We start from the raw sequence: 13981 nt of genomic DNA on the forward strand, positions 1-13981 counted from the left end.
GTTCGCGCCGGCCCGCCCGTGCCGGCGCGAACCGGCCCCTCGACGGCGGCTGACTAGGGCGTTTCTTATGGGTCTTGTTTCACCGTGAGCGACGCGCACAGAATGTCGATCCATAAGAAGCGCCCTAGAGGGCGGGCGGGCCCTGTTCGACGCGGCGGAGCACGGGCGCGAGCTTGTCGAAGTCCGGGCCGTCGATGTGCAGCCGCTCGTCCCACCAGGTGGCGCCCGCGTCGAGCAGCGGCCCGATCAGGTCGCGCGCCTCGGCGGTGCCGGACGGGCTGACGCCCCCGACGACGATCTCGAACGGCCTGTCACCGGGCGCGCCGGAGGCGTCGCGGTGCCGGTGGACGTAGGCGGCCAGGTCGCGGACCTGGTCGGCGGGCGGGGCATGCCCGTGCGAACCGTCGCCGAACAGCGGGACCGCACCGTCCCAGCGGGCAGCCCGGCGCATCGGCCGCCGGTTCGGCCAGAATCCGGCGATCCAGACGGGCGGACGGGGGCGCTGCACCGTGGCGGGCAGCAGGGCGACGTCCTCGACCTGGTAGTGCGTGCCCTGGTGGGTCACCGGCTCGCCGGACCAGTAGCGGTCGAGCAGGCCCAGTCCCTCATCCAGGCGTTCGGCGAGCACGACCGGATCGGTCGGCTCCCCGAAACTGCCGTACTCGTCCCTGACCGGCCCGCCCAGCCCCGCGCCGAAGACGACGCGTCCCTCGCTGATCGCGTCCAGGGTGGCCACCTGCCGGGCGAGCTGCTGCGGACGGCGCCGGGGGACCGGGGTGACCAGGGTGCCGAGCCTGATCCGGCTGGTCGCCAGCGCGGCGGCCGTCAGCAGCATCCAGGGATCCCCGAAGGTCCGGCGGTCGTGTTTGTCGTACACGACGTGGTCCCAGACGAACAGGGCGTCCCATCCGGCCCGCTCGGCGGACGAGGCGACCTCGGCCACGGTCCGGGCGTCGGCGAAGTCTCCGAAATTCGGGATGTTGATCGAGAAGCGCATGACGCCATGCTGCGTCGCCGTCACGGCGACGGCAATCCGTTTTGCGGCCGAATGTCCGGCGTCCGGACGAGCGGCGCCAGGACGAGCGGCGTCCGGACGGGGCGCGTCCGCCGCGGGACGGGCCGGCTCACGTTCGGATGACGGACTCAGAGGCGCTCTGGGGGGTGGAGGCGTGGAACACGAGGCCGCCGTCCGCGGCGGCGACCTCGACGTGCTGGCCGCTTTGCAGGTCGCCCGAGAGCAGGAGGTCCGACAGGCGGTCGTCCACCTCGCGCTGGATCGTGCGGCGCAGCGGACGGGCGCCGAACTCGGGCTGGTAGCCGCGCTGGGCGAGCCAGTCGACCGCCTCGGTGGTGAACGACACGGTGACGCCCTGGGCGCGCAGCCGGCGGCGGGTCTCGTCCAGGAGGAGGTCGGTGATCTGGCGGAGCTGCCCGGCCTCCAGCCGCCGGAAGACGATGATCTCGTCGATGCGGTTGAGGAACTCGGGACGGAACGACTCGCGCAGCCGGCGCATGATCCGGTCGCTGAGCGCGGTGTCCCGGCCGGTGTCGCCGACCGAGCCGAAGCCGATCTCGGCCTGGCCGGTGATCAGCTCGGAGCCGAGGTTGCTGGTCATGATGACCACGGTGTTGCGGAAGTCGACGGTGCGGCCCTGCGCGTCGGTGAGCCGCCCGTCGTCCAGGAGCTGGAGCAGCACGTTGAAGACGTCCTGGTGGGCCTTCTCGATCTCGTCCAGCAGGATCACCGAGTACGGCCGGCGCCGGACCGCCTCGGTCAGCTGACCGGCCTCGTCGTAGCCGACGTATCCGGGGGGCGCCCCCATGAGGCGGCTCACCGTGTGCCGCTCCTGGAACTCGCTCATGTCGAAGCGGATCATGCGGTCGCGGCTGCCGAACAGCGCCTCGGCGAGGGCCTTCGCCAGCTCCGTCTTGCCGACGCCGGTCGGGCCGAGGAACAGGAACCCGCCGATCGGACGGTCCGGGTCGCCCATGCCCGCGCGGGAGCGCCGGACGGCCCGCGCCACCGCCGCCACCGCGTCCTCCTGCCCGATGACGTGCTCGTGCAGGTGCTCTTCGAGCTGGGTCAGCCGCTCCCGCTCCGCCTGGGTGAGCTGGGTGACCGGGACGCCGGAGATCCGGGACACCACCTCGGCGATGTCCTCGGTCGTGACCTCGGGCACGGCCACGGGGGCGTCGTCGTCACGGGCCGCGTCCAGGTCGGACTCCAGGCGGCCGATCTCGTCGCGCAGCTCGCACGCCTTCTCGTAGTCCTCGTCGGCGACGGCCTGGTCCTTCTCCCGGCGCCGCCGGTCCAGGCGCTCCTCCAGGCCGCGCCGCCCGCCGTCCCGCCTGCCCGAGCGCAGCCGGACGCGGGCGCCCGCCTGGTCGATCAGGTCGATGGCCTTGTCGGGCAGGAACCGGTCGGTGAGGTAGCGGCTGGACAGGTCCACCGCCGCCACCAGGGCCTCGTCGGCGAACCGCACCTGGTGGTGGGCCTCGTAGCGGTCCCGGAGGCCGCGCAGGATCTCGATGCTGTCGTCGGCGCTCGGCTCGGGCACCAGGATGGGCTGGAACCGGCGTTCCAGCGCGGCGTCCTTCTCGATGTCGCGGCGGTACTCATCGATGGTCGTCGCGCCGACCACGTGCAGCTCGCCGCGGGCCAGCGCGGGCTTGAGCATGTTGCCCGCGGTCATCGAGCCCTCCGCGCCGCCCGCGCCCACCAGCGTGTGGATCTCGTCGATGAACACCACCAGCTCGTCGGCGTGCTCGCGGATCTCGTCCACGACCTTCTTCAGGCGCTCCTCGAAGTCGCCCCGGTAGCGGGTCCCGGCGACGACGCCGGACAGGTCGAGCTGGACGAGCCGCGTGCCGCGCAGCGTGTCCGGGACGTCGTCGTCCACGATCCGCTGCGCGAGCCCCTCGGCGATCGCCGTCTTGCCCACGCCCGGGTCGCCGATCAGCACCGGGTTGTTCTTGGTGCGCCGCGACAGCACCTCGATCGTCTGCTCGATCTCCTCCTCGCGGCCGATCACGGGGTCGATCCGGCCCTCGCGGGCGAGCGCGGTCAGGTCGCGGCCGAACTCGTCCAGCGTGGGCGTGCTGGACGGCTGCGCCCCGCCCGGGCCGCCGCCGCTCGGGGGCTGCCCGCCGCCGTTCGCCGCCGACTGCAGCGTGTCCGGTGTCACGTGCGCGGCGTCCAGGATCCGGCCCGCGCTGGAGCCGCGGTCGAGCGCCAGCGCGAACAGCAGGTGCTCGGGCCCGATATAGGACGACCCGAGGGCGCGCGAGACCTGGTGCGAGTCGAGCAGCGCGCGCTTCGCGGAGGGCGTCAGCTCGGGCGGGATGTCGCGCGGCTCGCCCCGCCGGGCGTGGGCCTCGATCTCGTCCCGGATCGCGTCCGGATCGGCTCCGGCCCGCACCATCCACTGCCGCGTGCCCTGCTGCCGCGTCGCCGCCCACAGCAGGTGGTCGGTGTCGAGGTCGGTGCTCCCCCACTGGGCCGCCTGCGTCGCCGCGTCCCGGAACATCTCGCGCGCGGGCTCGCTCATGAGCCGCGCGAGGCTGATCCGCTCCACCGGACGGCGGTGCGCCCTCGCCCCGAAGAAGCGGGCGAGCATCTCTTCGAACGGGTCCATGTCACCGGCTCCGTACCAACCCGCGGTCATCGTCGAACCTCCTCGTCGGGGGGCGATCGGGGGCGGACCGCGTGCGGCGCCGACGAACCGCCCGGTCGAGACGCGCGGGCACCATGCGGGCGGCCCGCACCCCCGTCCCCGTTCGCCGCTCTGGTCATCGCGACGGTCAGGGTCGTGCCCATCGGAACACGCGCGTCCCCGTTCGCCGCTCCGGTCATCGCGACGTCAGGGTCGTGCCCACCCGAATGAGCCGGAAACCCGCTGGTCCGAGGCACCGGCCGCGGTACCCGCACGCGAGGGCGGGAGGGCGTAGACTCAGGGCGCGAGCGAGGGGTTCTCGATGCGGGTAACCAAGCCTGCGTCCCCCTGGCTCCCACGACATGGTCTCCTTCGGGAGGCCCAGACAGGTCCGGCGCCCATGCCGCCGCAGTACCGGTTCGTCCGAACGCGGGTGAGTCCTCCCCGCGCCTCGGCCAGGACGAACACGCGCGCATGGCCTGACGCCCGCCGCCTTCGGCCTGCCATTCTCAGACTCTGGATCGGAGATCCGGCATGTTCACCATCGACACCTCACCGCACGGGGCCTGGCTGAGCCGCGAACGGACGCCCGAGCACACCCTCGTCGCCGTCCACGGCGAACTCGACATCGCCACCGCCCCGTTCCTGCGCGAGCGGCTGCACACCGTCCTGGAGGACCCGGGCCCCCTGGTGGTCCTCGACCTTTCCGGCGTGACGTTCTGCGACGCGTCCGGGCTGGCCCTGCTCGTCGGGGCGCGCCGCCGGGCGCAATCGCGCGGCGCCGCCGTCGTCCTCGCCGCCCCCCGCCCCCACCTGGAGAAGATGCTGCACGTCACCGGGCTGCATCGGGCCTTCACCATCCGGAGCACCGTCGGCGGCGCGCTGCTCTCCGGCCCCAGCGGTCGATCGGCCGCGGCCTGAACGCGCCGGAGCCCGGCCCATGGCCAGAACGGAGCCGGTGACATGGACCCGGTCGAGGAGATACGGGATGACGAGATGACCGAGGACGAAGTCCCGACGATCACATGGCGGCCCGCGGGGCCCCAGCGCGCCGCGGAGGACCGCCACCGCCTCGACGCGTCGCTTGAGGTGATGGCGGCCGTCCTGAACGGGACGGGCCTGACGGAGGCGCTCGTCCTGGTGGCGACGCGCGCCCGGTCGCTGGCGCGCGCCTCGCTGGCGTTCGTCGCGCTGCCCGCCGAGGACACCAGCACCCTGCGGATCGACATCGCCGTCGGCGCCGAGGGCGACCGGATCCGCGGCCTGACGGTCCGCCGGGGCCGCTCGATGATCGGCCGGGCGTTCAGCTCCCGGCGGGCGCTGTCGTCGCGGATCGCCGTGGACCAGGCGCTCAGCGAGCTGCCGGCCGGGCCGATCCTGCTGCTGCCGCTGGAGACCGGAGAGGCCGTCCGCGGAGTGCTGGCCGTCGTGGGACGTCCGGGCGCGGCGCCGTTCACCACCGCGACGGCGCGGGAGCTGCTGCTGTTCGCCGACATGTCGGCCCGGCTGATCGAGCTGTCCGAGGAACGGCGCGCGACCGACCCGGGCCTGCCGTCGTTCAACGCCCCCGAGGGCCCGGCCCTCCGAGTCCTGCGTCCGCAGCGTTCCGCGGAGACGTGATCCGGTAAGCCGGGCGGGGCGGCGCCCAGTCCGTGGCAGCGGACGTGGGGCTGGTTCGGCGGGGTCTCAGAGTTTGAAGAGCTTGGCGTACGGGGCTGTGATCCTGACCTTCCGCTCACCGAAGTCGACGAGCACGGCGTAGCCGCCCTCGACCTCGATGACGCGGCCCAGGCCGTACTTGTCGTGCGTGACCTGGTCCTCCAGCACGAACTCCTTGGCAGGCGGAGCGGGAGGCGGCGGCTTGAAGGGACTGGTGGGCAGATGTCGCCGGCGAGCGGCTCGGGAGGGTTTCATCATCGCCAGTATGCGCCCACGCGAGGCATGATGGGGGGTTCTTCTGCTCCTGATCTGGAACTTTGCCTGGCAGGATCGCCCGCGGGACCCTGAAACTGGTGTGACGCCGGGACCCTGTGATACGCTGACATCAGTTGCGGTTCCCATAGACACTTGTGTGCGCCTGCCGGTTCCAACCTAGGGCGCATTTTTTGTTGTTCGGATCTTCCGGATGGGCGGTCGCGGCATCCTCGGTCCCACAAGGTGTGGGATCGGGACCGAGCCAGAAGGAGATCAACATGGCCACCGGTACCGTCAAGTGGTTCAACGCCGAAAAGGGCTTCGGCTTCATCGAGCAGGACGGCGGCGGCGCCGACGTCTTCGCCCACTACTCCAACATCGCGGCCCAGGGCTTCCGTGAGCTCCAGGAGGGCCAGAAGGTGTCGTTCGACGTCACGCAGGGCCAGAAGGGCCTGCAGGCGGAGAACATCGTTCCCGCCTGATCGTCGACAACGTCTCACCGTCGACAGCGCGGCGGGCAGCCCCCGGGTCGCCCGCCGCGCGCCGACCGCCCATCGCGCTCCAGGGCGTGCTGGGCGAGGCCGCCTGCGGCTCCCGCCGCCGGCGGCCTTTGTTTCCCCACGACTTTTCCCTTCGACCAGCGGCGACCATGCCGCCCGTCGTCTCCCGGTTCGTTCTTGAGAATTCTTCGCCCGGCCCCCGAGCCGTTCGGTCCTGCGCAGCGGAGCACTCCTCGACACGTGCCAATTCCGAGGAAGGCTCTCCATGCCCCGTACTGCCCAATCGCCCGACCGCAGGCGCTCGTCCCGGCCCCGCGCCGGCGCGGCACACCGCCGTCCGGCGACCCGGCAGCGGCCCGACGGCGAGTTCGCTCCCCCGCAGGGATCGACGCCGGCACTGCCCCCCATCGCGTCGTTCTCCGAACTCGCGATGCCCGCGGGCCTGCTGACCACCCTGGAGCGCCAGGGTGTGACGGCCCCGTTCCCCATCCAGGCCGCCACCCTGCCGAACACCCTCGCCGGCCGTGACGTCCTCGGCCGCGGCCGCACCGGCTCCGGCAAGACCCTCGCCTTCGGCCTCGGCCTGCTCGCCCGCACCGCCGGACGGCGCGCCGAGCCCCGCCGCCCCCTGGCCCTGGTCCTCGTCCCCACGCGCGAGCTCGCCCAGCAGGTCACCGACGCCCTCACCCCCTACGCGGACGCCGTGAACCTGCGCGCGACCACCGTCGTCGGCGGCATGTCCCTCGGCCGCCAGGCGAACGCGCTGCGCCGCGGCGCCGAGGTCCTGATCGCCACGCCCGGCCGCCTCGCCGACCTGATCGACCGCGGCGACTGCATGCTCGACCGGGTCGCGATCACCGTCCTGGACGAGGCCGACCAGATGACCGACATGGGCTTCCTGCCCCAGGTCACCCAGCTGCTCGACCTCACCCCGCCCGGCGGGCAGCGGATGCTGTTCTCCGCGACGCTGGACCGCAACATCGACCAGCTCGTCCGCCGGTTCCTCAGCGACCCGGTGACGCACTCGGTCGACCCGTCCGCCGGGGCGGTCACCGCCATGGAGCACCACGTCCTGCACGTCAGCGACACCGACAAGCAGGAGACGACGGCGCACATCGCCGCCCGCGACGGCCGCGTCCTCATGTTCGTCGGGATGAAGCACGCCGCCGACCGGCTCGTCCGCAAGCTGGCGTCCCGCGGCGTCCGCGCCGGCGCGCTCCACGGCGGCAAGTCCCAGTCGCAGCGCAACCGCACCCTGGAGAACTTCCGCACCGGGGACGTCACCGTGCTGGTCGCCACCAACGTCGCCGCCCGCGGCATCCACATCGACGACCTCGACCTGGTCGTCAACGTCGACCCCCCGGCCGACCACAAGGACTACCTCCACCGCGGCGGCCGCACCGCCCGCGCCGGGCAGGCCGGGACCGTGGTCACCCTCGTCACCCCCTCGCAGCGCCGCGAGATGGCCGGCCTGATGGACAAGGCCGGCATCACGCCGAACGCGGCGTCCGTCCGTCCGGGCGACGGCGAGCTGGCCCGGATCACCGGCGCCCGCGCCCCGTCCGACCAGCCCATCGCCCCGGTACGGCGCGAGACCCCCAACGCCCGCAGGGGCCCTCAGAACGCCCCCTCCAAGCGCCGGTCGCGCCGAGGCTCGTCCACCCGCAACAGCTGACCCGCCGCCCAAGCGGGGGCGCCGTTGTCCCTAGGGCGCTTCTTATGGATCTACGTTCTGGTGCGCGACGCCCAGGACCCATAAGAACGCCCTAGGCTGCCGGATGTGGACTGGGTCGAGCGGGTCACGGCGGTCCGTCGTTGGACGCGCGGGCAGGAGCGGGCGCCGCACAAGCCGTTGCTGTTGCTGTACGCGCTGGGGCACTTCCAACGCCACGGTGACGCCCCGATCGTCTTCAGCGCCGCGGAACAGCACCTGGCCCATCTGCTGCGGGAGTTCGGACCGCCTCGTCCCACAAGCCCCGGCTATCCGTTCCACCACCTGGCCAGCGACGGCCTGTGGGAAGTACGGACCGCCGACGGCGGCCCCAGCCCCGGGTCCGGCGTCGGCGCTTTGCGGAGCACCGGCGCCAGCGGCCACCTGACGGACGACCTCGTCCAGGCCCTCCGCCGCGACCCCCGGCTGCTGCCACAGCTCGGCCGGGCCATCCTGGACGCCAACTTCGAACCGTCCCTCCACGATGACCTGTGTGCCGAGGCCGGCCTCGACCTGGAGGCGGCCGCCGGAGCGGCCGTGCGGCGCCGGAGCCGGGAGTTCCGGCAGCGGGTCATGGTGGCCTACGAGTACCGGTGCGCGTTCTGCGGCTACGACGGATGGCTGGACGGCACCGCCGTCGGACTGGACGCCGCACACGTCCAGTGGTGGGCCTTCGACGGCCCGGACGACGTCGGAAACGGCCTCTGCCTATGCGCGCTGCACCACAAGCTCTTCGACAAGGGCGTGCTGGGCATGACGCCCGGCTGGGAGATCACGGTCTCCGTCCACTACATCGGCCGTGGCGCGACGTCCCGCGGCCAGGTCATCGACCTCGCCGGACGCACCGCCAGCCGTCCGCAGAGCGCCTTCCCCTCGGTCGACGACCAGCACATCATCTGGCACGCGCGCGAGGTCTTCCGCTCCCCCGCCCGCGCCGCCTGACTCGGTCACTTCCCGCCGCTGGTCGACCCGGCGCCGTAGGCGGCGGGCCACTGCTTCGCGGGGGGCAAAAGGCAATGGCAAGGAGCTCACACTCCCTGCCACTTCTAACTTATAGCGCACCAGGGGGCTTGCGGCAAGACCCGGGTCGTACCTCAAGATTGTCGACCGAAAGGCCAGAACCTGCGGAAATGGGGGACGCGGTATGCGTGTGTTGTTGTCGACGTGGGGATCGCGGGGGGACGTCGAACCGTTGGTGGGACTCGCGGTGCGGCTACGGGAGCTCGGCGCGGACGTCCAGGTGTGCGCGCCGCCGGACGATGACTTCGTGGCGCTGCTGGCGCGTGCCGGCGTGCCGCTGGTGCCGCTGGGCCCCACGGTGCACTCGGTGGTCGCCAACCCGAAGCCGCCCTCGGCCAAAGACGCGTTCCGGCTGGCTCCCGAGCTGGTCGCCGCGCGGTTCAACACGCTCACCACGGCCGCCGAGGGATGTGACGCGCTGCTGGCGACCGGCCTGATGCCGGCCGGCGTACGGGACGTGGCCGAGAAGCTGGGCATCCGGTACGTGTTCGCCTGCTTCCACACCTTCGGGCTGCCGTCACAGCACTTCCCTCCGGGAGTACGGCCGGGCACGCCGTCCCCGGAGGACGAGACCGACAACCGGGTGCTGTGGAAGCAGGACGCCGAGAGGGTGAACGCGCTGTACGGCGAGGCGCTCAACAGCCACCGGGCGGCGATCGGCCTGCCGCCGGTGGACAACGTCCGCGACCACGTCTTCGGCGACCAGCCGTGGCTGGCGGCCGACCCGGCCCTGTGGCCGGCGGAGGGCGAGACGGACCTCGACGTCGTCCAGACCGGGGCGTGGATCCTGCCCGACGACCGCCCGCTCCCGGCCGAACTGGAGGCGTTCCTGGACGCGGGAGAACCACCGGTGTACGTGGGCTTCGGCAGCATGGCCGCGTACACCGCCAAGGACATCGCCCAGGTGTCCATCGAAGCGATCCGCGCGCACGGCCGCCGCGTGGTCCTCGCCCGCGGCTGGGCCGACCTGGACCTGATCGACGACCAGGACGACTGCTTCGCCGTCGGCGAGGTCAACCAGCAAGCGCTCTTTCCCCGGGTGGCGGCCGTCGTGCACCACGGCGGCGCCGGCACCACGACGACGGCCGCCCGGGCCGGCGCACCCCAGGTCGTGGTCCCCCATATCGCGGACCAGCCGCGCTGGGCCGCCCGGATAGCCGAACTGGGCATCGGCGCGGCCCACGAAGGCCGGACGCCGACCGTGGAGTCCCTGTCAGCCGCGCTCACCACGGCCCTGGCCCCCGAGACCCGAGCACGGGCAAAGACCGTGGCCGGCACCATCCGCACCGACGGAACGACGGTGGCCGCGGAACTGCTCCTCGACACGGCCAGCCAGAAAGGGCCACCCATGTCCGCGTGAACCACACCGACCCATTCCAGGCACCGGCGAACGACACACCGATACTCCGGACTCATCGACCCGACGACGCAGGACGTGGTGGGCGGGCGAGGCTCCCGGTAAAGCCGGACGGCACTGATCGCCATCAGAAGACCCCGGTGGGCGGTGGCGCGGCGGCTGCGTGAGCGGGCTCCGGGGACCATCATCGTCTTCGGTGGTTCCAACTGCGACGACACTATGGCGCCGCCGCAACTTCCCGGAGATCGACCATGTCGTCCGCCGGGAGGGTGAGGCCCCGCTGCGCTCCCTGCTGGAGGCGCTCGCCCTGCCCGCCGCCGAACGCGCCGGACGGCTGGCCGCGATCCCCGGCCTGTGCTGGAGGGACGAGTCCGGAACGGCCCACGCCAACCCGGAGGGCGGCGGCCTGCCGGGCGGCGCCGACTTCCCGCCCATGGACCAGGCCGCCCACTTCATGCGGCGAACAGGAGGGCGGCGTTGACGAGGACGACTGCGGCGGTGGCGAAGTGGATGCCGAAGGCGGCTGCCTTGGTGCCGCCGTGGCGCAGGACGATGAGGGTGTCGCCCAGGGGGACCAGGGCGACGGCGAGCATGTACCAGCCGACGGCGTGGGCGCCGGCGAAGGCGATCAGGGCGAGGCCGAGGATGCCGTAGGTGAGGTCGCGCAGGCCCTTGATCGACAGGTAGGCGGCGTCGCCGTTCTCCTTGGCGGAGACTCCGTAGCCGGCGGCCGCCGGGCGGGGTGCCACGAGGAAGCGCACGCCGATGAAGGTGATGAAGAGGCTGAGCAGGACGGCCAGGCCGTACGCGAGGGGTGTGAGCATGATCCATCTCCGTGATCTAGCGTCGCTAGGAACACGGTCGATGTTAACATAGCCTTTGCAGGAATGCTAGCGGCGCTAGAATTTCGGGCGTGTGGGGTGTCGTTGGCCGGGTTTGGGCTGGTCAGTGAGGTTTAGAAGTCGATCACCGGGGTGGGCCAGCGGCGGAGGCGGTAGGCGAGGCCGACGGCGATGTGGTCGAGCTGGACGGCCAGTTCGGCGTCCAGAAGCTCGTCCAGGGACGCACGGTCCGCGTCGGTAAGGGTTCTGGTGTCGAGGGGGTCGGCCAGGCGGTGAAAGAGGTCGAGCAGGGCCGGTTCATGGATCACGTAGTGGGCGCCGGGGTCGGAGCGGAGGTCCTGGACGGCGGCGAAAGCCGGCCCTCGGCGCCAGTAGCACAGGCCGTAGCGGTGGGCGGCGCGCCACTTGCGGGCGGAGTCGTCGCCGTGTGCGGGCGGGGTCAGGTGGAACAGGAGGCGGCAGGGGAGGTCGCCTACCGGGCCTCCCCATTCCAGTGGCAGCCCGAACGAGGTCGCGCGGACGAGGAACGCGATCAGTTCAGGTGTGCTGGGGAGGGACGGCAGGGTCATGCCGGCGACCCCGGCGTTGAGCAGCCGTGCGAAGTCGTCGTCGCCGGGCCAGATGCCGGAGTCCAGCGAATGGAGGCGGAGCCAGGTCAGCGGCTCCTCGTCCAGGAGGCGGGCCGGGGAATCCTCGACCGGATGGCCGAGCAGGAGGAGGGAGGTGCTCAGGTCGGCCAGGGCGAAGTCCAGGACTCGGACGTCGGGACGGTCCTCGGCGGCGGCCATGCCGGCGGAGGACAGGGTGACCGGCGGGAGGTCGCGGATCATGTGCCGGCTCCGACCATGGCGGGTGTGGGGATCGCCGAGCCCCGGACGGCCGTCGCGTCGTGTGCGGTGGACAAGGTCACCGCGCGTCCGGATTCCCGGTAGACCAGGCCCAGGTCGGCCAGTTCATCGATGAAGGTGGCCGTCCAGGACGCGTCGACCGGCCATCCGGCGGCGGTCAGGGAGCGTGCCAGGCTCTCGGGGGAACGGGGGCGGGCGAGGGTCGTGTAGGCGGCGACTTCGAGCGGCTCGTCGAGGATGTGGTCGGCGGCCTTCCGTCCGGCCCGGCGGTCGTACAGGTAGAGCCGTCCGGCGACGGATCGGTGGGTGAGGGACGAGACGGAGTAGGCGTCGCGCCAGGCGTCGAAGGCCGCCTTCAACGCCTGCAGCGTGGCGCCGCCGACGCCGCGGTCGGGTGTCTCGAAGAGGTAGGCCACGTCGGTCAGGTCGGGCTCGGACAGGTGCGGGAACACGCCGCGGTACCAGGAGCGGGGACGGCGCTCGGGAAAGCCCATGTCCGGGTTGTCGAAGTAGGGGTTGAAGCGTTCGAGGGCGATCCTGTGCGCGCCGAGCGGAGGTTGGAGGTGGTGCAGGAAGGGTATCTGGGCGATCACTTCCCTATAGCATTCCTCGGTCTCTTCGGGAAAGCCGACAAGGTAGTTCCACAGGACGGTCAGGCCCTGCTCTTGAAGCTCTCTGAGGGTGGCGACGTTCCCGGTGCCGGTGACGCCCTTGCGCATGAGCTTCAGGGGCAGGGAATGGAGGTTCTCGATTCCCGGCTGTACCTGGATGACGCCCGCGGCGCGGAGGGCGCGCGCTTGGTCGCGGGTGAGGTCGGACTTGATCTCGTACATGATACGGAGATCGAGGTCGCTCTTCTCAAGAAGGGGGAACAGCGTATCGAAATAGGACTTGTCGACGATGTTGTCGGTGGTGAGGACGTCGAGCACCTGGTGTTCGGCCACGCCCTTCAGCAGCTCATCGGCGACCCTGTCCGGCGGCTTGGAGCGGAAGGGCAGGATGAGGTCGGACAGGCCGCAGAATGTGCAATGGTGCCGCTCGCCCCACCAGCAGCCGCGCGCCGTCTCCATCATGAGGGCGGGCTGGATGTAGTCGGCGACCGGGGAGTTCTCAAGGCGGGTGAAATAGGCGGTCTGGTCCATGGGTGGGAAGTCGGCGCCGCCCGGCAGGCCGCCGCCCTCCGGGTTGGCGTGGGCCGTTCCGGACTCGTCCCTCCAGCACAGGCCGGGGATCGCGGCCAGCCGTCCGGCGCGTTCGGCGGCGGGCAGGGCGAGCGCCTCCAGCAGGGAGCGCAGCGGGGCCTCACCCTCCCGGCGGACGACATGGTCGATCTCCGGGAAGTTGCGGTGCAGGGCGGCGCCCATGGTGTCGTCGCAGTTGGAACCACCGAACACGATGACGGTCCCCGGGGCCCGCTCGCGCAGCCGCCGCGCCACGGCCAGCGCCGGAACGGTCTGGGAGAACGTCGTGGTGAACCCGACGACGTCGGGACGGCCGGCGATGATCTCGTCCGCCGCGCTCGACACGAACGAGGGGGCCAGCCGGAAGATCTGCTCCGCGACGTCCGGCGCGAACCCGATCGCCTCGCAGGCCGCGGCGGCCTCGTCCGGGAAGTCGGTGTGGCCGTAGAGGGCTCCGGCGAACAGCCATTCGCCGATTCCGCCTGTGAATCCCTCTTCGGCGACGTACATATACGCCTCGGGGAGCAGGCGCGCTTTCGCGGCCGTGCCGGCCCCGGACGCCTCCGACGCCTCGGACGCCGCCGACGCCTCCGCCAGCATGAGTTCGGCGAAGGAAATACTGCCGTAGTAGGTCGTGACCTCGTGGTCTGGCCGGATCGCGGCGGAGAGCACGCTCGCGGCCCCGTTCGGAGCGGTCATGAGGTGCCAGGGCATGACCGCCAGGGTGACGCGCACGTGTCGACCTCCGAAACGTTCCAGCTTGGCCCAGGGACGGCAACGTGGCGCGAACCCGAAAGGGTCCGGCCACGCTTGCGTCCGTCAGAACTCGTGACGCTGGCTCGCGCCCTGCTGCTTGCGGATAACCTTTCGCTTCACCGTCTGCCTCCCTTCTCGACTCTCGTGTTCACTCAGCTTTTCTACCCGTCGGACTGGTGATCGCCGGGCGGTGTGGCCG

At 71.8% G+C, this 13981-nt stretch carries 13 protein-coding genes; 7 read left to right on the plus strand and 6 right to left on the minus strand.

Going from position 1 to position 13981, the window contains the following annotated elements; genetic code table 11:
* Positions 1-124 precede the first annotated feature (124 nt).
* Both E1298_RS14640 and E1298_RS14645 read right to left on the minus strand, forming a co-directional pair.
* On the minus strand, positions 125-997 hold the full coding sequence (locus E1298_RS14640) for an LLM class flavin-dependent oxidoreductase (protein WP_131893392.1): 873 nt from the start codon (positions 995-997) through the stop codon (positions 125-127).
* A gap of 127 nt (positions 998-1124) precedes the next feature.
* Positions 1125-3665 carry an ATP-dependent Clp protease ATP-binding subunit gene (locus E1298_RS14645; protein ID WP_131893394.1) on the minus strand — a complete coding sequence of 847 codons (2541 nt, stop codon included), beginning with the start codon at positions 3663-3665 and terminating at the stop codon, positions 1125-1127.
* 522 nt (positions 3666-4187) lie between these two features.
* On the opposite strand from E1298_RS14645, the gene E1298_RS14650 reads away from it, so the two are divergent.
* A complete protein-coding gene (locus E1298_RS14650) occupies positions 4188-4574 on the plus strand; it encodes an STAS domain-containing protein (RefSeq protein ID WP_131893396.1) in 387 nt (128 codons plus the stop codon).
* Positions 4575-4616: 42 nt separating this feature from the next.
* Positions 4617-5273 carry a GAF domain-containing protein gene (locus tag E1298_RS14655; protein WP_131893398.1) on the plus strand — a complete coding sequence of 219 codons (657 nt, stop codon included), beginning with the start codon at positions 4617-4619 and terminating at the stop codon, positions 5271-5273.
* Positions 5274-5339: 66 nt separating this feature from the next.
* Here E1298_RS14655 and E1298_RS50360 read toward each other — a convergent pair whose 3' ends face one another.
* Positions 5340-5480, minus strand: coding sequence for a hypothetical protein (locus E1298_RS50360; RefSeq protein ID WP_243725589.1), 141 nt, complete (start codon positions 5478-5480; stop codon positions 5340-5342).
* Between the two features lie 365 nt (positions 5481-5845).
* Between E1298_RS50360 and E1298_RS14665 the strand changes: the two genes are divergently transcribed.
* The 5 genes from E1298_RS14665 to E1298_RS14685 all read left to right on the plus strand — a co-directional run bounded on the left by E1298_RS14665 (position 5846) and on the right by E1298_RS14685 (position 10636).
* Positions 5846-6049: a cold-shock protein gene (locus tag E1298_RS14665; protein ID WP_067460243.1), complete on the plus strand. Its 204-nt coding sequence runs from the start codon at positions 5846-5848 to the stop codon at positions 6047-6049.
* Positions 6050-6332: 283 nt separating this feature from the next.
* Complete coding sequence (locus tag E1298_RS14670; protein ID WP_131893402.1) at positions 6333-7742, plus strand: DEAD/DEAH box helicase; 1410 nt, start codon at positions 6333-6335, stop codon at positions 7740-7742.
* Positions 7743-7847: 105 nt separating this feature from the next.
* Positions 7848-8720, plus strand: a complete 873-nt coding sequence (locus E1298_RS14675; protein ID WP_131893404.1) for a phosphorothioated DNA-binding restriction endonuclease — start codon at positions 7848-7850, stop codon at positions 8718-8720.
* Positions 8721-8985: 265 nt separating this feature from the next.
* Positions 8986-10158, plus strand: coding sequence for a glycosyltransferase (locus E1298_RS14680; RefSeq protein WP_243725590.1), 1173 nt, complete (start codon positions 8986-8988; stop codon positions 10156-10158).
* A 193-nt stretch (positions 10159-10351) separates the two neighbouring features.
* Entirely contained in the window at positions 10352-10636 is a 285-nt protein-coding gene (locus E1298_RS14685; RefSeq protein WP_131893408.1) for a hypothetical protein, read from the plus strand.
* On the opposite strand, the gene E1298_RS14690 is transcribed toward E1298_RS14685, so the two are convergent.
* The 3 genes from E1298_RS14690 to E1298_RS14700 all read right to left on the minus strand — a co-directional run bounded on the left by E1298_RS14690 (position 10608) and on the right by E1298_RS14700 (position 13761).
* The gene (locus tag E1298_RS14690; RefSeq protein ID WP_131893410.1) at positions 10608-10979 is read right to left on the minus strand and encodes a DUF4267 domain-containing protein; all 372 of its coding nucleotides are present in this window, start codon (positions 10977-10979) and stop codon (positions 10608-10610) included. The genes E1298_RS14685 and E1298_RS14690 overlap by 29 nt on opposite strands.
* A gap of 131 nt (positions 10980-11110) precedes the next feature.
* A complete protein-coding gene (locus E1298_RS14695; protein WP_131893412.1) occupies positions 11111-11827 on the minus strand; it encodes a DUF5825 family protein in 717 nt (238 codons plus the stop codon).
* Entirely contained in the window at positions 11824-13761 is a 1938-nt protein-coding gene (locus tag E1298_RS14700; protein ID WP_131893414.1) for a RiPP maturation radical SAM C-methyltransferase, read from the minus strand. Before E1298_RS14700 ends, E1298_RS14695 begins: the two co-directional genes overlap by 4 nt.
* Positions 13762-13981 lie beyond the last annotated feature (220 nt).

Origin of the sequence: Actinomadura rubrisoli (assembly GCF_004349215.1) — a bacterium.
Taxonomy (GTDB): Bacteria; Actinomycetota; Actinomycetes; order Streptosporangiales; family Streptosporangiaceae; genus Spirillospora; species Spirillospora rubrisoli.

Excerpts from the sequence above, each read along its gene's own strand:
- E1298_RS14695 (WP_131893412.1), bottom strand. The coding sequence starts at position 11,827 with ATGATCCGCGACCTCCCGCCGGTCACCCTGTCCTCCGCCGGCATGGCC.
- E1298_RS14640 (WP_131893392.1), bottom strand. The coding sequence starts at position 997 with ATGCGCTTCTCGATCAACATCCCGAATTTCGGAGACTTCGCCGACGCC.
- E1298_RS14645 (WP_131893394.1), bottom strand. The coding sequence starts at position 3,665 with ATGACCGCGGGTTGGTACGGAGCCGGTGACATGGACCCGTTCGAAGAG.
- E1298_RS14670 (WP_131893402.1), top strand. The coding sequence starts at position 6,333 with ATGCCCCGTACTGCCCAATCGCCCGACCGCAGGCGCTCGTCCCGGCCC.
- E1298_RS14655 (WP_131893398.1), top strand. The coding sequence starts at position 4,617 with ATGGACCCGGTCGAGGAGATACGGGATGACGAGATGACCGAGGACGAA.
- E1298_RS14690 (WP_131893410.1), bottom strand. The coding sequence starts at position 10,979 with ATGCTCACACCCCTCGCGTACGGCCTGGCCGTCCTGCTCAGCCTCTTC.
- E1298_RS14650 (WP_131893396.1), top strand. The coding sequence starts at position 4,188 with ATGTTCACCATCGACACCTCACCGCACGGGGCCTGGCTGAGCCGCGAA.
- E1298_RS14665 (WP_067460243.1), top strand. The coding sequence starts at position 5,846 with ATGGCCACCGGTACCGTCAAGTGGTTCAACGCCGAAAAGGGCTTCGGC.